Genomic DNA, 18,764 nt, shown 5'->3' on the forward strand with positions numbered 1-18,764 from the left:
CTGTAGCCTTTTAAAAGATAATCCTAGATAAAGGGATTATCTTTTCCCCACATCATTTTCTGCCCACGCTTTGCAGAGATCTGATACGGAACAACCCATAACCTGAGTGTGTCTGAAAATGCGAAATGCTGGTGTATTGGGTGATTGAAGTCATCGTGCGCAGGATAAATTAAATACATATCTCCTGAGCCACCAAGATACTTTTGGCCATAGGCAAACATTTGGTAGAGATCGGATTGTGCAATGCCATAGAGAGGTTTCTCCTGCGAGTTGTTATTAATCAGCTTCCATTTGGTATCTAGCACCATTTTGGTACTGACCGGATGACGTGATTGAATCAACAAATCTGGGCGCAGCTTAAAACAGTCCCTCTCACCATGTTTAACCAACGAATAGCTTGCAGCCTGCGGCTTCACCTTGAAACCATCCGGCAATTCGTCAGCAAGCGTTGACGCGACAAAGGACTCAAATACCGCCTCCATCGGGAACAAGAGTGACAACGCTTTAGCATCGCCCTGTAGAGCGCTGGGGCTCATACCCTGCAATATCAACTGCGCCCACGCCAAAGGCTCATGGTAATGAGCCATACCGCGTTCCAAACGCAAACTCGATATGTCACCTTTTATATCTCTACTCGACGGGATACCACCAAAAGCAAAGCGTAATTCCTGTAACCAACGTTGATTATCTGAGGACAGGCTCAGGTTACCCAACTGATAAAGTGCAGAACGTAATAGCCTATTGGCCGCACAATCAGGTAAATAATCATCGTAATCAAGATAGAATTTATGACGGTTCACTACGTTATGGCGTAACTGCGCTGACAGCATCAACTTGCCCTTCATAAAGGGCAAGTTAGCCTGTTCTTTCACGTAATCTGACCACAGTCCCTGCTTAAGTAGCTGGCTAACGCTATGCAAAAACTGGTTGATAAAGATCTCCAGTAAAGGCATTCGTTGCGCATGAACTGAAGCCTGCTGGGTTTGAATATGCCTAAATCCAGACAGATGACTTAGCATAATCAGTAGCGTTTCGCGCGCTTGCCCCAACGTAAGGTTTTTGCCTATCTTGGGCAGGATCTCCAGTTGCAGGCCATAAGGGGTATAGAGTATCCCTGCGTAATTCTGTACCTGTAGCAATCGGCGCCCAGAACGTGAGGTGAGTTTAAGCAGCTGGCTTCCTTTCTCACTGGTTAGGCTAAGCGATTCTAAATAGTCAAAAACCTCAGGAGGAAGAGGAACAGCGCCAACCGGCGACTCTTTTTCAACGCCTAACAGGTCATACTCAAAAACAGAGATCACCTTACCCATTTTGTACAGCCTGAGTGGCTTCTTCAGGTTGATAGATCGCACGGTAAGCCTGTGGCAAATCCCAGACTTCATGCTCAAACGCTTTCAGTTCGTAGGCGGTTGATTGCTGATCGTGGCGCCGTAAACCATGATCGGCACCAAAAAGAATCTCCAGATCGTCGCTTTGCTCCATCACGAATTGGAGGCTGTCGTTTTGTTTCTGATTATCCGCCAATACCAAACGGATTTTGTTCCAGTCGTCAAAGAAGTATTCCTGCAATAAGGGGATGATCTTCTTCTGGAAGGCCGCTTTCAGCTGTTTAAATGCCAAGTCTTCATCCTTCGCATCACAGGCTTTTTTAACTGGCATAAAGAAGGCATGCCCTAAGGTATGCTCACGATCGTAGAGCGCCTCAATTCGGCTATTAATCTTCTCTAACAAAGACTCAAGCTCAATGCCCTTTACTCTCGCCCCGCTGAGCAATGAAAGATCCGGCATCATCTCAACAAAGTCGAACCGGCGACGCAATGCGGTATCCATCAGCGCTAACGAACGGTCCGCAGTGTTCATTGCACCAATAATGTCTACGTTGCCAGGAACGCTGAATACTTGTCCGCTATAAGACAGCTGCAAACTCATTGCATTGCTCATCCCAGCGCGCTTGTCGATTTCTATAAGAGAAATCAGCTCGCCGAAAATTTTGGAGATATTGCCACGATTGATCTCATCAATAAAAATGGCATAGCGATGCGCCGGATCGGCCTTGGCCCGCTGGCATAGCCGCATGAAAATACCCGGCTCTATGGGGTAAGAAATATTCCCATTGTCATCTGCACGGGCTCGCATCCCTTCAATAAACTCTTCATAACCATAGGATTGGTGGAAGGTGACTGCGGCAAATCGCTGAATCGCCTCTGCGGTTTGTGGGCCTCGCTTTAACTCATCATAAAGCGAGATAAGGTCTTCCACTTGTTCTAGCTGCGGCTTAACCAGGAACCACTCACTCTCTGCCGTTTTATTGAAAATCGCGGGCTCACGGCGGCCTTTATATTCGACCGTAGTAGACTCTGGCACGGTAAAGGATTGCAGCGTTGCCCACGCAGTTTGCGATAGATTACTGCTGCGGCCATTCAATAGAGCTTTACGCTGGAACCAAGGGTGCTCAATCAGCAAACGAACTTTGGCTTTTCTATTAAGATCTAACAAAACTAACGCAGTCACCTGCATCCAGTTCAGCGTTTCGAGACGAGAATCTAACCAAGCATCATAGTCAGCGGAGGCCGCTTGGGTGGTGTACTCCTTCATCTTTTGCTGCAAGACGAAAGTCTTCCCGGTGCCCGGTGGACCAAAGTAGATAGCGTTCACAGGTGAGTGCTGCGGTATCTGCGGGCTCACGACTTTATGGCTTTCTACGGCAAGATGGTTAGCCACTTCCTGTTGCTTTTGTTCGCCATCTCGCTCACGCAGCAATTCGTAAAGATGCCAGATTGCCATGTTGACATAGTAAGGGTCCGCATCTGGTAACCGTGCGTTAATCGCATTCTTCAGTTCATGGTTTTTTTGCAGCCAATTTCCGGTAAGCGTGAGCGCCAGGGAAAATCGATCATTCAGAAACGTCGCCGTTTTGGTGAATGCATTCTCGTCCACCGTACTGGTGCAGGTTGCCGGTGTAAACGCCGCAAAGACACGATTCCGCAAACTCCAATACATTCGCTTGAGCTGCCCGCTCTCCTTGGCTTGCTGCAAAGCGGCTTCTACATATTGGTAAGTTTGTTCATTAGGCTGGCGACGAATGCGCTCGGTCAGCTCTCTGAATAACGGCAGGCTTTGTTGGAATTCAGCCAACGATGGAACGCCCTGCCGGATACTGGCAATACCATTATCACGCTCGTACCAAAGCCGTTTAACCAGATCATCCGTTTCGGGCTCAGAAAATGTCGGCGTTTGCTGAAGTGACGCAGTGAATTCACGGTAACGACGATCCCACTCTGAATGCGAATAGTCTTTATATTCGGCCAGAGAACCGATCACTTCATCGAGAGTCAGCTTACCTGCTTCAATATCGGCAACGATATCCATCACGAAATTCCTGTACTGTGACATTTTAGGGGGAAGCCCCCTATAACAACAAAGCCAAAGCGGCTCCCGTTTTAAGCACCTTTGAGCATATCAAACACCACGCGGGCAAATCCCCTGGCGAGTTCAGGGTTGGACAGATACTGCACCATCATCTCATGCTGGGCTTCATTGCTGTCCATCACTGCATCATCGATCGCTTTCGGGAAATCACCCAGCATCGCCTGTTCACGCGTATTGTTAGCGATCTGCGTCATCACCGCCTGGTTTTCCGACAGTTTGTCACGCACGGTAAAGGCGTAGTTGATCATGTCTTTATCGCTAAGATTATCCGTAACAAACAGATCATTTAGGCGCGCCAGAATATTGGACAGAAACTCTTCTTTCTTGTCCTTTGGCTTCGCGGTACCCATATCGTTACCCGGTGTGATTTTGTATTCTTCTGCATCTTCCTGCAGTTTCAGATGTTGTTCATGAAGCTTCGATAAGCGGTAATGGCTCATATCCACATTACTTAAATCAATCTCATCGTCTTCAATACGCTGTTCATGCAGCAACGGGCGAAGATGCCTTGCGAACAGGCTCAGCTTCTCAAGGCCTTTGTCATCGTAATCTACGATCTGCGACATAAACTCATAAAAACGAACAAAGCTACCGAGATCTTTTTTGAAGATATCCAGCTTGTCTTTTTCCTGTTTGCACGTCTTAAAGCTGTTTTCTGCATTAGTTATCAGCACCACATCGCCGGTCTTCTTGGTGCGTTCAAACATTTCTTTAGCCAACACATAGGCATCAATCGCTGAGGTATAACGGTGCTTCCAGCGTTCAACCGCCGGCTTGCAGATATTGCTTATCGCAGCATTGGATTTGTTCTTGGTGAAGAACGCCTCGCAGAATTGCTCCACTTCGTTCCACAGGAAAATGCCGCTGGTGCGAAGTTTTTCGAACAGCTCAAAGACTAACTGCGGATCGCTGACATCAGTCAGTTCTGCCGTTTGGTAGTAAGGCTGAAATGCCGCCAGAATGTCATCCGGCTCATTATAGAAATCGAGTACAAAGGTTCCCGACTCTTTTTTCCCTGGGTAAGTGCGGTTGAGCCGTGAAAGTGTCTGGACGCATTCCACGCCGCCCAGCGCTTTATCCACATACATGGCGCATAGCTTGGGTTGGTCAAAACCGGTCTGGAACTTATTCGCGACCAACATCACCTGGTAATCATCAGTCTCAAACGCTTTGCGCATGTCCCTGCCTTTCAACCCAGGGTTCATGTTGATTTCAGTAAACTTTTGGTTCAGTAACGCAAGGCTATTGTGGTCACTTTCATAGAATTCCACTTCACCGGAAAATGCCACCATGGCATTGATCTTCTGATAGTTGTTTTCAGTGATGTATTTATCAAAGGCCAGCTTGTAACGCACCGCGGCTTTACGGGAGCTGGTGACCACCATCGCCTTAGCCTGCCCTCCCAACAGATGCATCACATGCTTACGGTAATGCTCAACAATCACCTTTACCTTCTGCGAAACATTATGTTCATGCAACGCAACCCACTGATTCAGTTTGACCTTTGCTTTATTGCTATCGACTTCCCGATCGGGATCGTCCAGCTTCTGCAGAAGCTTATAGGCCACCTTATAGTTGGTGTAATTCTTCAGGACATCGAGAATGAAGCCCTCTTCAATCGCCTGACGCATGGAGTAAACGTGAAATGCTTCCGGCTTATTGGTTTTTGATGCAGGTTCAAACGGGTTAGGACGACGGCCAAACAGCTCCAACGTTTTGGCTTTTGGCGTGGCGGTAAAAGCATAGTAGTTGAGATTGTTGCTGCCTTTACGTGCGGCGACGGTGGCATCGAGAATATCTTCCGAGGTCATCACCGCATCGTCATCCGTTTCCTCCGTCATCAGCACTTCTTTCAACTGACGCGCCGTAGAACCGCTCTGAGAAGAGTGCGCCTCATCAGCAATCACCGCATATTTACGCTGCTTAAGGCTGACGCTATTTTCAATCGCCTTCAGCACATGCGGGAAGGTTTGGATGGTAACGATAATAATTGGCTGCGAGTTTTCCAGCGCGCTAGCCAGTTTCTCTGATTTAGAACCGTCGCCTTCTTTGTTATTGATACGGCCGACCACCCCATCTTGATGCTCAAACTGGTAGATCGTGTCTTGGAGCTGGTCGTCCAGCACGGTACGGTCCGTCACCACGATCACCGAGTGGAATTGCTTCTCGCCTTGCTTATCATGCAGCCGAGAAAGTTGGTGGGCGGTCCAGGCAATAGAGTTAGATTTACCGGAGCCCGCGCTATGCTGAATCAGGTACTTATTGCCAGTGCCCTCTTCCGCCGCAGCGATAATCAGTTTGTTCACGACATCCCACTGATGATAACGCGGGAAGATCAGGCTCTCTTTCTTACCCTTAAGGCCATTCCACTCTTCTTTCTCTTCGATTTGTAGATGCACAAAGCTAGCAAGAATTTTCAGCAGATTGTCCGGGAGCAGCACCTCATTCCACAGGTAGCGAGTGGCGTAGTCGTTTGCATCTTCCGGGATGTCGTTCCCCGCACCGCCGTCATGAGTGCCTTTGTTAAATGGCAGGAAGAAGGTTTTATCACCGTCGAGTTTGGTCGCCATAAACACGTCGTACTGACTGACGGCAAAGTGCACCAGTGCCCCACGTTTGAACGTAAGCAGAGGTTCCGGCTTGTTGGTAACGGGATCCTTTGGTAAACGCGTTTTCTTATATTGCGTAATGGCGTTTTGCACTGCCTGCTTAAACTCAGACTTCAGCTCCAACGTTGCCACCGGCAAACCGTTGACGAACAACACCAGATCGATACGCCATTTTTTCGCTTTTGTACCCGCTTCTTCAAATGCCGCTTTCGAAGCGTGTGGGCTATACACCAGTTCCGGCACAATACGGCAGATATTCTGCTGATAACGGGCGAGCGTTTCCGGATTGAGGCTATGCTCAGGCTTAAACTGACACAGGGAAAACCGGGCGTTATGGCTTTTGATCCCGTGCCGCAATACGCCGAGGGTGCCGTAGGTCCGCGACAGCATATCGGTAGCGTTGATATCCGCTTTTCTCAGCTGAGCGACCAACGCATCGAGGAAGTGACGTTCGGTATCGGTAGGATAAATCTTTGAAAACTTTTCCCACTCCTGCGGCTGCGTGGTTTGCACAAAGGTCAGCGCATCCTGCGAATATAGCGCACGTTCGCGATCGTAGCCGTCGCCTTTGCCAACAATCCAACCCGTTTTGACCATCTGAGCAATCATTTCATTTTGGAAAATCAGCTCTTTGGTGGTGTCCATACTCATGCGGTGGTCTCCTGTGGCTCCTCAGCGTCTTGCATATCAGGTGCAACCCAATCACGGACGTCAATTTTACCGGTGACGGCGGCGGAGATAAGGGCGGTGCGGCGTTCTTGGAGAAGGGAAATTATATCTTCTACTTTATTAATGGAAAATTTAATTTTTTCTAATTTCTTAAATGCCCATTCTATCAATTTATGCTGTTCATCAATTGGTGGAAATGCTGATCTCAGCCCTCTAACATTATCCATACCTATTGTTTTTATCGTAGCGCCGAAAGTATAACGCTCAAATTCTTTTTCCATTGCATAAAACACAAGAAGCAGGAACTCAGGGACGACAAATCTCTCATTACAAAGCCAAGCAATCAGATGTTGCGATACCGCCATAGGTTTTGTTGTTATAGCACTGAGTCCTATTGATGCATCACGTGTAAAAACAACAGCACGAGCAGGTAACAAATGAGCAGATGAATTAGCCATCCCTAGCTCACTTATTTTATAGGTAGTATCATCAATATAATCAACATCTTTTAACTGCTTTGAGTCATTCAATGAGACCCATGGGATGATACAATTGACCCAATACTCTGATTTAGTTTTACTGGGAGTATGTCCACTTTCAATTTTTGCAAAATTCTTAACTCGACTGACTCGCCAATGCTCGGGAACTTCCCCCAACCATTCAACACCAGAATCTTTCATCGGCACATCAGGATTTAGCCCTTTGGTGACGGCATGGCTAATCACTGCCTGACGTTTTTCTTTCAGCCGTTCAATCAGTTGCTGTTGCTTCTCGATCAACTTATCGATTTTTGCGGTTTCGTGATCGAGAAAACCGTATATTTTTTCCTGCTCATTCTTGCTAGGAAGCAGAAGCTCAATATTTCTAAACTCATCAGGATCTAGATCCCATTGATTGACTCGTATACCTTTTGAACGGCTCAAATATTGAGTAACGTAGATAGGATTACGAAGTAGGTAATGCACATATCTTAGATGCGCAAGTTCAAAAATAATCTTATTGGGTTGATAAACAAAGTATGCCGGACTAACTATCCCCTCATACTCTGAAATCGCGATTGAACCCTGCCAGGCTTTCATTTTATTCATCACCAAATCATTTTCCTCAACCAATTGATAAGGTGACAAATCTTCTGAGGGTTTATTATTGTTATCATCTCTGCTGGATTTTGGCACAACTCCATAATCCCGATAAACAGAAAGCAATTCTTTATCTTTGTATCCGGTTCGCTTAACCCTGGAAAACAATCTGGATATAGATACAGTTTTCCAGTGACTCGGAACAATCCCCAGCCACTCAACCCCAGAATCCTTATACTCTGGATACGCCTTATACTTAGTCATCAGGAATGGACCTCCTGCAGCAGCTTCATAATCTCGGCGCTAACGGCATCCAGATCGGCATCAATTTCTTCCAGCGGGCGCGGTGGCTGATAGACGTAGAAATGGCGGTTAAATGGAATTTCATAACCGACAATGCCAATTTCGCCGTCTTTCGCGTCACGCTTATCAGCATTAATCCAGGCATCCGCCACGTGCGGCAACACTTCTGCTGTGAAGTAGCTCTCAATCAGTTCACTAGTGGAAACGGCGGGATTTAACGGTACGTTCTCGTTGTCACGCAGGTCACCATCCTGCTCGAACTCCACCACTTTGCCTTTGTACTCAAATGCGCCGTACAGTGGCTGGGCAGCCTCTTTCAGAACCTTTTTTACCACTGGCTCAGCATCCGGGTTCTTAGTGGTAATCGCATCGATAAACTGTTTGTTCTCTTTGGCATCCAGCTTCACACCAGCCGTTTTGATTACCCCTTTCAGGGTCAGCTGGAACTGATTGAAATCGTTGCTCACCAGCGTTTTTCCACCGGCCTGAGCGCCTAATGCTGCCTGAATTTGCTGAGCTTTAGCCATCAATGCACGCTGTGCCAGCCACAGCTTGCTGTCGAGCAGATCTTTAATCTGCTTCTCCTTCAGCTCGGCAAATTCTGCTTTGATAATCGTTCGGGCTTCTGCTTCGATATCGGAGAAATCACCGTAGTTACCGTCATGCCACTGGGCAGCGAACTCTTCATACAGGCGTTCCATTGGGGCGTTAAACGGCTTCGGTGCAAAGCGCAGCGTGGCAATCGCTTCATCGGTGACCTGTGCAGACAAGCGCAAAGGGCGCTCAATGGTCAGGCGACGATAGCCAAAATCGGTGCTGTTAAAGATTTTGCTGGCGAAGGTTTTCGGCGCTTCGGTTTTAGCGCTGATAGGTTGGCGACCGCGGTTGGATTTTTGTTCTGCCACTTTCTCCATCCCAAGTTCTTCAAGCGGGGTGGCATCCACCACCTCAAAATCACCAAAGGTGCGAGTGATAAGCTTGATATCGTCCTCGCCCATCAGATTACGTTTAGAACCCAACGATTTTCGCATCTTGCCGCACAGGTTAGTGCCATCAATCAGCTGCACTTTACCTTTACGCGCCCGCGCTTTCTTGTTCGACAAAATCCAGACGTAAGTCGCAATGCCGGTGTTGTAGAACATATCGGTAGGCAATGCGACGATACCTTCCAACAAATCGGCTTCCAGAATATAACGGCGAATCTCACTCTCACCGCTACCTGCGCCACCGGTAAACAGCGGTGAACCGTTGAGGATGATCCCGATACGCCCACCATTGTTTACGCTACCATCCACATTGTGGCTGTCGCGCATTTTGCTGATCAGGTGCATCAGAAACAGTAGCGAACCATCAGAGACACGCGGTAGGCCTGGGCCAAAGCGCCCGTTAAAGCCTTTCTGCTGATGTTCGTCGTTAATCTCACCTTCAATCTTTTTCCAATCCACGCCAAAGGGGGGGTTAGAAAGCATATAGTCGAACTGCTCCTGCGGAAGCTGATCGTTAGAAAGCGTATTGCCCAACTTGATACGGCTGACATCCTGGCCTTTGATCAGCATATCGGCTTTACAGATAGCGTAGGATTCGGGGTTCAGTTCCTGGCCAAAGGCACGCATCACGGCTTTGGGATTCAGTTCGTGCACGTATTCCATACCCGATGAGAGGAAGCCACCCGTGCCGGCGGTAGGGTCGTAAATGGTGCGGATAATACCCTCTTTAGAGAGTGCCTCATCATCTTCCATGAATACCAACGAAGTGGTTAAACGCACGATATCGCGTGGGGTAAAGTGCTCCCCCGCCGTCTCGTTAGAACTCTCTGCAAAACGACGGATTAACTCCTCAAACACCAAGCCCATATCATGGTTAGAAATCGCTTTAGGGCTCAGGTCGGTGGTGGCAAATTTCTTAACGACTTTGTATAGCAGGTTGGCATCTTCCAGCAGGCCAACAAACTCACTGAATTTAAAGTGTTCAAAGATTTCACGCGCATCTTTAGAGAACGACTGCACGTAGTTCTCTAGGTTGGCCTTGATGTCGTTCTGCCCCATCTTGCCGAGATCCATCGGCGACGTATTGAAGAAAGACAGCCCTTTGGTCGCACGCAACAAAAACTTCTCTCGCCCTTCTTCCGGCAGAGGGCTGGCCTTCAGCTTCTCCACTTCTGCCAGCACCGCTTCTTTGGTGCCCGCCAGCACACACTCAAGGCGACGCAACAGTGTAAACGGCAGGATCACCCGCCCGTACTGGGATTGTTTAAAATCACCGCGAAGCAGATCGGCAACTGCCCAGATGAAAGCAGCCGTTTGAGAGAAATTTGTGTTAGCCATATCAATAACCTGAAAGGAGACGTGTAAAGATGGGTAGATTATACATGAATCAATACTGCTTGCTGTGACATCGGTGCGTAGTGATTTTCACCTGTCAGCAGGCACAGGCTAAGAAAGAAGCATGAAAGCTCACCCAATTTACCATCAGTACATCGTTCTATATAATCGTACAGATTGATTTATATAAAATGATATTATATTTTTAGAGAATGATTATTAGGTTAACAACCCCACATTGATTGATATTCATTACAGAAAAAACCCAAAGAAATTATGTGGATAGTTGAATCTTGCATCACTTGGTTTGAGGTTGCTTTTTTAGCACTTTTAAACAAACCCGCATAATTACCACTATATTAAGCGTCGTTACCCAGAGAAAGACCTATCACCACATAATTAAATTTCCTAACTAAGTCGTCTTTCATGAGCAATTTTCGTATCTTGATTGGGCCTGGAGCGACACCAGTAATCTCACATTGTATTTTCTAGATGTTAATCCAGTCTTACCTGCCGATTCTGTGAGTAGGTATAGCGAAAATGATCGCCATAGATGGACTCCGTATCCAGCACAAAGTCCAGTTGCAGTGGTTGTTGTGAAGCCCATTTCAAGCTCAATAGATCACCCGCACAGCTTTTATCTGAATCTCTTGCCTCTACCAGAAATATTTCTTCTCCCACCTTGAAAGAATCATTGAGACGCGGACCTCCAATCGCAAAACATTCTGCGCGAAGTCCTAACGCCAGAACAGCGCCGAAGAAGATATTGTTGTCAACGGCATCGACGGGTTTACCATTTACTATCACCGTAATTCCTTTAACAAAGGCTGTTCCCATACCGTTGTTGGTAACATAAATCCCCCACTGTTTTTTACGGCTATCATTGGAAAAATAAGCATTTATCCTCGGCTCTACAGAAATATGATTGTGCTTGATTTGCTCTTTTCCCTGCCAGATAGCAAACCCAAGTGAGATACTAGCAATGACTATGCCTGTAAAAGCGAGGATCGAATCCCTGTATCTTGTCAAAAAATAGCGCATAAACGGTGTTTCCTTATGAAAAATTATCTGCTTCAATGCGATGTTACTGCGCGACACTACAACGTGCTGAATACGACCTATAGCAGTAAACGTTATTTACTTTTAAACCGTACGATGTGGGAACTGAAACTATTATCTATTAATAAAAACCCACGGGAAATGGTGATGTTTTGAGCAACCTAATCGTCATAGGTGACCAGTTCCTACCATCATCCCCCTACCAACCGCGCGCACTGCTGCCTGATACCCTCAAAAATGCATGCCGCTAATTCAGCCGGGAACGAATCAGGTAGCAGCCCAGTAACACGTTCAATCACTCCCGGGGTTGCCGCCAGCAGCTCTTCAATAATGGATTCAACCTCCTGTTGGCCTAACCCAGTTATTTCACCGTGTTTTATCCAGTGGCGGCGTCGGATCTGGCTAAGCAGGTAATGGTTACTGCTCCCGCGAACGACCATCGCCAGTTTGCACTTCTGCCAGGCTATCTGGTTATTACCCGGGCCAATCAGCGGCCAGGCCGATAGCACATCGTACAATGGCGTCAGGTGGTAACGATTTTGCGGTAAATGTGCAAGACTGAAATTCTTTGCGTGGCCATCTGTCGCGGCCAGCAGCCAAAAAATAATCTGCGCTTTAAAGAAGTGCCTGCGATCTGTTTCAGCCTGTTCCGAGCGACTCAGAATTTCCATAATATCGGTAATACCGGGGCCACCATCTGATTGATACTTCCTCAGCGGCGAAACGCCCAGAGCCTGGCACATATCCTCTTGCGGCAGGCGGATCCACCACTGTTTATCGCTTGATAATTTTCTGTCAAAACGCTCAACGATCAGTGCCTTTTGATCTTCAAACTGCGCAATATGGGTACTTGCTACCGGCACACCATAGTGTTCAACAATCATGGAGCAGAGCCATTCATTCTCGATGGACGTGCGCATATCGGCCCGCATGTTTCCCACCAGGCCTAGCGCTAATTTGAAAATATGCGTGGTCGGCGTATTTCCCTCAGGTAAACACCACTGGTTGTCATGCCACAGCAGCGCCGTTTTTTCCTGAGCGCCGGCGATGGATAAACGCAGATCGTCATCCTGTCCCTGCAGCCCCGGTAACGTCGTGGCAGTATTGCGGAGCATTTCGGCGATTTGCGCCTCTGCAAGCGGACGCTGCCTGATGGAAAAGATATCAGCAGGTTGCTCACCGATATCGAGAAGCTGTATGGCACCAACACAGTCGCGACCCAGTTCGGCCAATAAATCGAAAGGGTCCAGACTTTCGGCATGATAGCGCATAGCCAAACGTCGGCGGATCCCCTCACTATCCGGCAGCAGGTTATCGAAATAATCGCGTACCACGCTACCGCGATAAGGCTGATTCCCTGGCGTGAAAGGCAAAGAAAGCGACAAAGGCCTCCCCTGACTATCTGCAATCCACTCAGGCAGATACTCCAGCCGATCTTCGCCTTTACGCTTTTCCCAGTATCCCACCGGAATACCGTTCATCCAGATAGCTAACCGTTGTTGCGAACGACGCATTTCGTCACCACTGTTCCCGTCTTGCCGGCGAGTCTATATGAATTGTAGAGATTTCTTCCGTTTCACCCCCTGGAGAGGCAAGCTCTGAAGAAAACACAATTTCAATCCCCAGCACATTAAACACCCTAAAAAGGCGCTCCAGACTGGCTGATGCAGGGTTTGACTCCAGGCGCGCATAGGTCTGTTGAGTGACGCCCAGCCTCTCCGAAACGTCTTTTTGCGTCAGACCTTTTGCTTTACGAAACCCCACCAGCAAAGGGCGTAGCTGGCTCAGTGTTTTTAACGGATAGACGGTATTCATAAATAGCGGCTCGCTGGCTTATCGCTGTGTACAGATTATAGGCTGTTTTGCCCACGTTACACCTTACAGGCTGTAAATGCAAAATACAGCTCATAGGGTGTTTTACAATCAATACAGCTTATAAGCTGTTAATTTGAAGAGCAAGCTAGCTGCGGAACGGAGTGCGGACGTTTACACCATATGCGATAGCCCTGACAAAATTTATTCCGGGGCATTGGCGGCCTTCTCTAGTGCTCATCAGCGCAGGTCGCATTAATACCCGCGTGATCCCTACCTCCATCCTGGAATGCCTTGAGCCAACAGTTCCCAATAGAACGCAATTTTGATATTCAATATCAATTAGATAGGAATTAGCAAAACATCAGGAATATCCGGTTTTTACGGGGATGAGGAATGTGTCAATACAGTAAAGTGGGTAGGTAATTGCGGTAGGCAGATTCCAGGCACAAAAAAACCACCTTTCGGTGGCTTCTTGTTCGCGCGGTACTTAATGGTGCGAAGGCCGGACTCGAACATCGCAATTATCCTTATGATCTTAAGAGATTAAAAATTACCACGTCAGGCACGATCCCATCATTGATACCATCAGACCCGATAGGTGATAATCGAACAGACTGTATTAGTCATTTCGGATTGATAGTGTAAAATCTATACATCCTTTAATCAATGGCCCTAAGCAATAGTTTAGCAACGGAATTATAAATAATGTATAGAGCAAATCAAATTGTAAAAACAATAAGCAAAATGAATTCTTATGCTCCTTATAATCAAATAAATAAAAAAAGTAATTTACTTAGAAAGACTCAAGTATATTCATTTCTTATATCTTTCTTCTCTCTTGTACTAATGCTTATAATGATAGCTACTTATAAGATCTTTAGCCTTCCCAAAGAACCATTTATTTTACCCGCATTCTGTTTATATATTCTCAATTCTATTTCTGGTATAGTATATCTATTCACACCTATTATTCCAGCTTTAAAATTCATGTTGAATTTTAAAAAGGAAATTTTTAATGATCTAATTTGTGAAATTGACAATGATGAACAGAACATACAAAAACTGCTGCCATACTCGTTGGCTGAGTTGAACTATTCAATAGATTGGTTGAATCTAAAGATACAACGATTGAAGTCAAGAGTAAATGATTTCTTTGGAGAGAAGACTGCTGTTTTATCAATAATTGGATTAGCATACTCTACAGCTCAAGGTTTTGGTGGATTAAATAGATTGGGTGATGCCATATCAAAAGGGCTTTTCAATTCTGGCACTGCAAATACATTAATTGTATTTGGATTAGCTTTTCTTTTAGGGTTATCACTCGGAGCATTAGCACTTAAGAATATTGTGAATCATTTGCAATATCTGAAAGAAATTATTGAAATGGCGAGAAGAGTTAAAGAAAAGGATGAGGCATAGTTTTAACATGAAAAATAATGTCGTATGGAATCATGAAGCTGGTGGATTCAATTCCCGCGAACAGGAAATATTAGTTTCCATAGTTTAAAAACTAATGAAAAAACATTGATGGATTATCTAATTCCGATAGAATAATGAAGTTAAAAACTCTTTATTTGCTATCATCAAATGCAGAACTGTGAATTTTTTAGTTTAAGAACACTTTTTGAATATCGCTCATTAAATATCATGTTTTTTTAATCCATCATATTATATGACAAGTGTGTGTTTTATAAGCAACTAAAGTTACGCTTGACGTAACGCTGTTATTATACTATATTAGCGAAAATATTTATAGGATTCTGAAATGAAAATTGAGCATCCTGGAAAGTTACTATTATGTAAGCTTGAAGAATGTGGATTAAGTGCTTCGGAATTAGCAAGGAAGATAGGTGTTCCCAAAAACAGAATCACTACAATTATAAAGGGTACCAGATCGATTACAGGTGATACAGCATTGAGATTAGCTCATTTCTTTCAAACACCTCCTGAATATTGGATGGAATTACAATTACATTTTGATTTAAATGAAGCGAAAGTCAAATCAAAACAGTTAATTCAATTCTTACCACAATTCCACCAATCTAATTCTAACAGTATTTCAAAAGATAATTTAAATGACTAAAAATATAGAGTTGAACTTCGACAATACTGAAACTGAATCAACAGAAAACATCGTAAATTTAAGAAAGCATTGGGAAGGATTATCTTCAACTGGAGCGAAATGGGAAATATATAATGGAGATTCATCCCAGATCATAAAAGACCTTCCAAAAGATAGTGTTGATTGTGCAATAACATCACCTCCCTATTTTTGGCTTAGAGACTATGGTGTTGATGGTCAAATTGGTTTGGAAGATTCAGTGCAAGAGTACGTCAATGCTATTGCTGATGTTATGGACAATGTGAAAGAAGCCCTCAATCCTGAAGGGACTTTGTTTATGAATATTGGTGATACATATTATTCTGGAAAAGGTCAATCACAAGGTAAAGATAGAAAAAGTAATAAACGCCGTTTCGGTCTTAGAGCTGTAGATAAAAGTGGTGGAATGGGTATTGGTTTACAAAGAAAATCTATGATTGGAATTCCATGGCGAGTAGCTATTGAAATGGCTACTCGTGGATGGGTTATTCGTAGTTCAATCATTTGGCATAGAGAAAAATGTCTGCCTGAATCGGTTAAAGACAGACCAAGCCGAAGCTATGAGTATGTGTTCATGTTTGTTAAAAGCAGAAAATATTATTTTAACAAACAAGAATTGATAGAACAAAAAGTCGAAGAGGATATGTGGACTATACCAGCAAGACCGAAAAGCGGGGGGGGGCTTGATACAGCACCATACCCGGATGCTTTAGTCGAGAGATGTCTAAAAATTGGCTGTAAGCCTAATGGTACCGTATTGGACCCATTTTTGGGTAGCGGAACAACTTGCAGGGTAGCGGCACAGATGGGGTATTCATCGATTGGTATAGATCTTAATCCTGAGTTTTGCGAATATTCTGCATTAAATATGGAGAACATTTGAACATGTATTTTAGCCAAGATGCCGTGCTACAGGCAATACATAACCTTAAAAAAGTTCATCCCTTTTTTGGGATAACTTTTTTAGTTTGTAAGATGAACAAACTACCTGTGGGAAGCAGCATAAAATTCCCTTTAGATGCTGAAAACAAAAATTTCTTAGAAAAAACACACAAAATTTCGCCTGAATCTGATTTCTATTATCAGCCATTTAAATCAATCAGTAATTGGCTTAAGAATGATTATGCTTCATCTGGCTTACAGTCAATAAATACTCGTTCCTTTATTGATGCATTTATTCATGAAAAAAACACTCAATATTGGGGGTGGGGAAATAATTATCTTACTTACCTTTCATCTCATCAATCCATAAAAAAGAATAAGATTCCATTACTCTCGTTATGCATATGGATATATAAATACAATAATTTTAATGAGAAAACCTCATATCAAGATATTAAAGCCCTTTTTGTTTCTGACTTTAACATTACAGATGAAGAATTAAGTTTATTATTTGAAGACCAAGATACTTCAATTGAAAATTTACTTTTAAACGAATGTATCACTTGGAATAAAATTAAAGGAAAACTGCCTTTGCCGCCAGATTCAGAACCAGAAAATGGTGGCACGCTATCACTTTTATCTATTGAAAACATAGGTCCCGCTAAAAACCTTTCTATAGAACCTAAGGTACGTTTGAATATTATAACAGGGGATAATGGTCTCGGTAAGTCATTTATTTTAGAGTCAGCCTGGTGGGCATTAACCAATACATGGACAGATCGAGAAGCTTATCCAGATCCTCGACTGCGTGGAGACAGGATAAGTTTAACTTATTCTATTAAAGGTAATGAGAACTTTAAAACAGAAAACACAGTAAATTATGACTGGGAAAACTTTTGCTGGCCAACGCAAAATGATCGTCCAACTATACCTGGTCTAATTGTATATGGTAAGGTTGACGGTTCTTTTGCCGTCTGGGACCCTGCAAGAAAATATTCATCACAACCCTCTAAAAACGATAAAGAAAAAGCTATATTTACAAGTTTCGAAATATGGAATGGTCAGAGTGGTATATTAGAAGGACTCATTAGGGATTGGATTACGTGGCAAAACGACAAAAATAGCCAACATTTCATACATTTCCAAAATGTATTGAAAAAACTATCCCCACCTGATTTGGGTATTTTAGTCCCTGGAAAACCTGTAAGAATACCTGATGACCCTAGAATCATACCTACACTCGTACACCCTTACGGTGAAATACCTATAACAAATGCGTCTGCTGGGGTAAGAAGGATTGTTGCATTAGCATACATGATCGTTTGGGCATGGAATGAGCATCAAGTTATTTCAAAAATGATGAATATCCCTCCCCAGAATAACATGGTTGTACTTGTAGATGAATTAGAAGCCCATTTGCATCCAAAATGGCAAAGAGCATTTTTACCTTCTTTAATCGAACTAAATAAAGTATTTTCGAACGAATTAAAAATACAATTTATTATAGCAACCCACTCACCTTTAGTAATGGCATCTTCAGAGGAAGTATTTAACGATGAAACAGATAGTCTTTTCCATTTACAACTTGACGAGTATGGTCTTATAACCTTAGAGGAGTTAGATTTTATAAAGTACGGAGACATCTCTTCATGGTTAATGTCGCCGATATTTGAACTTCGTCAAGCTCGTTCTCAAGAAGGAGAATCGGCTATAGAAGATGCAAAAAAATTACAAGAATCTTCAGATCCAAGTATTCGTTCAATTGAACAGATCACTTTAAGATTACGTAAGTATCTATCTGCTTCTGATCGGTTTTGGCCACGGTGGATGATGTTTGCTGAAAAGAATGGATTCGACATATGATACCTCTAAAATTAATGCCTGAACCAGAAGATTTTGATAAGAATGTCCGTCAAAAAGGTGCTGCTTTTCTTATAAGCAAACCTAATCCCTCTTCTAAAGACTTCTCAGGTAGGGATTTTTGGAAAAAAGCGGCCCATAGCTTACATTCTTCATATAAAGCCATTTGTGCTTATAGTTGTATATCATTACCAACAGCACCAGGTGCAGTTGATCATTTTTTACCAAAGAGTAAATATCCTAAACTTGCTTATGAATGGAGTAATTATAGATTATGTTTGGATAAAATTAATCAATACAAAGGTAGTGCAGACAATATTTGCGATCCTTTTACTATTAAACCAGGATGGTTTGTTTTAGATTTTCCAAGTTGTCTCGTTAAAGCTGGTGAAAACCTTGAGCCTGACATTAAAGCAAAAGTAGAAAATACAATAAAAGTTTTAAAACTTAATGCAGATGAAGGCTTGGTAGATAATAGATTAGGTATTATTATGGATTTGATAGACGGACATGTAGATATGCATTTTATTGAAAAAAGATATCCGTTTATTGCGTATGAAATAAAAAGACACGGGATTGAAGATAGTATAAAGAATATTTTCAAAAAAATCCAACTCTAAATTAAAGCGAGAAGATA

13 protein-coding genes are annotated in these 18,764 nt (G+C 44.0%); 5 read left to right on the forward strand and 8 right to left on the reverse strand.

The window, feature by feature from the left end:
- Positions 1 to 23: 23 nt before the first annotated feature.
- From BVU99_RS10435 to BVU99_RS10470, 8 genes are all read right to left on the reverse strand, one after another.
- The gene (locus tag BVU99_RS10435; RefSeq protein ID WP_099817655.1) at positions 24 to 1,310 is read right to left on the reverse strand and encodes an McrC family protein; all 1,287 of its coding nucleotides are present in this window, start codon (positions 1,308 to 1,310) and stop codon (positions 24 to 26) included.
- Entirely contained in the window at positions 1,303 to 3,369 is a 2,067-nt protein-coding gene (locus BVU99_RS10440; RefSeq protein WP_049204537.1) for an AAA family ATPase, read from the reverse strand. The genes BVU99_RS10435 and BVU99_RS10440 overlap by 8 nt, the downstream gene beginning before the upstream one ends.
- 71 nt (positions 3,370 to 3,440) lie before the next feature.
- Positions 3,441 to 6,689: a DEAD/DEAH box helicase family protein gene (locus BVU99_RS10445; RefSeq protein ID WP_049204535.1), complete on the reverse strand. Its 3,249-nt coding sequence runs from the start codon at positions 6,687 to 6,689 to the stop codon at positions 3,441 to 3,443.
- A complete protein-coding gene (locus BVU99_RS10450) occupies positions 6,686 to 8,050 on the reverse strand; it encodes a restriction endonuclease subunit S (RefSeq protein WP_053088490.1) in 1,365 nt (454 codons plus the stop codon). The genes BVU99_RS10445 and BVU99_RS10450 overlap by 4 nt, the downstream gene beginning before the upstream one ends.
- Entirely contained in the window at positions 8,050 to 10,413 is a 2,364-nt protein-coding gene (locus tag BVU99_RS10455) for a class I SAM-dependent DNA methyltransferase (RefSeq protein ID WP_049204532.1), read from the reverse strand. Before BVU99_RS10455 ends, BVU99_RS10450 begins: the two co-directional genes overlap by 1 nt.
- 492 nt (positions 10,414 to 10,905) lie before the next feature.
- A complete protein-coding gene (locus BVU99_RS10460) occupies positions 10,906 to 11,451 on the reverse strand; it encodes a hypothetical protein (protein ID WP_049204530.1) in 546 nt (181 codons plus the stop codon).
- A gap of 209 nt (positions 11,452 to 11,660) precedes the next feature.
- Positions 11,661 to 12,983 carry a type II toxin-antitoxin system HipA family toxin gene (locus tag BVU99_RS10465; RefSeq protein ID WP_049204528.1) on the reverse strand — a complete coding sequence of 441 codons (1,323 nt, stop codon included), beginning with the start codon at positions 12,981 to 12,983 and terminating at the stop codon, positions 11,661 to 11,663.
- 4 nt (positions 12,984 to 12,987) lie between these two features.
- Positions 12,988 to 13,284, reverse strand: coding sequence for a helix-turn-helix transcriptional regulator (locus BVU99_RS10470; protein WP_075200617.1), 297 nt, complete (start codon positions 13,282 to 13,284; stop codon positions 12,988 to 12,990).
- Positions 13,285 to 13,989: 705 nt separating this feature from the next.
- On the opposite strand from BVU99_RS10470, the gene BVU99_RS10475 reads away from it, so the two are divergent.
- From BVU99_RS10475 to BVU99_RS24965, 5 genes are all read left to right on the forward strand, one after another.
- Positions 13,990 to 14,703, forward strand: coding sequence for a hypothetical protein (locus BVU99_RS10475; protein ID WP_099817747.1), 714 nt, complete (start codon positions 13,990 to 13,992; stop codon positions 14,701 to 14,703).
- A gap of 346 nt (positions 14,704 to 15,049) precedes the next feature.
- A complete protein-coding gene (locus BVU99_RS10480) occupies positions 15,050 to 15,367 on the forward strand; it encodes a HigA family addiction module antitoxin (RefSeq protein WP_099817686.1) in 318 nt (105 codons plus the stop codon).
- On the forward strand, positions 15,360 to 16,268 hold the full coding sequence (locus BVU99_RS10485; protein ID WP_099817687.1) for a site-specific DNA-methyltransferase: 909 nt from the start codon (positions 15,360 to 15,362) through the stop codon (positions 16,266 to 16,268). The genes BVU99_RS10480 and BVU99_RS10485 overlap by 8 nt, the downstream gene beginning before the upstream one ends.
- 2 nt (positions 16,269 to 16,270) lie before the next feature.
- On the forward strand, positions 16,271 to 18,130 hold the full coding sequence (locus tag BVU99_RS10490) for an AAA family ATPase (protein ID WP_099817748.1): 1,860 nt from the start codon (positions 16,271 to 16,273) through the stop codon (positions 18,128 to 18,130).
- On the forward strand, positions 18,127 to 18,747 hold the full coding sequence (locus tag BVU99_RS24965) for a hypothetical protein (protein ID WP_144334760.1): 621 nt from the start codon (positions 18,127 to 18,129) through the stop codon (positions 18,745 to 18,747). Before BVU99_RS10490 ends, BVU99_RS24965 begins: the two co-directional genes overlap by 4 nt.
- The last annotated feature ends 17 nt before the right edge of the window (positions 18,748 to 18,764 follow it).

It is taken from the genome of Serratia sp. OLAL2 (assembly GCF_002752475.1).
GTDB lineage: Bacteria > Pseudomonadota > Gammaproteobacteria > Enterobacterales > Enterobacteriaceae > Serratia > Serratia bockelmannii.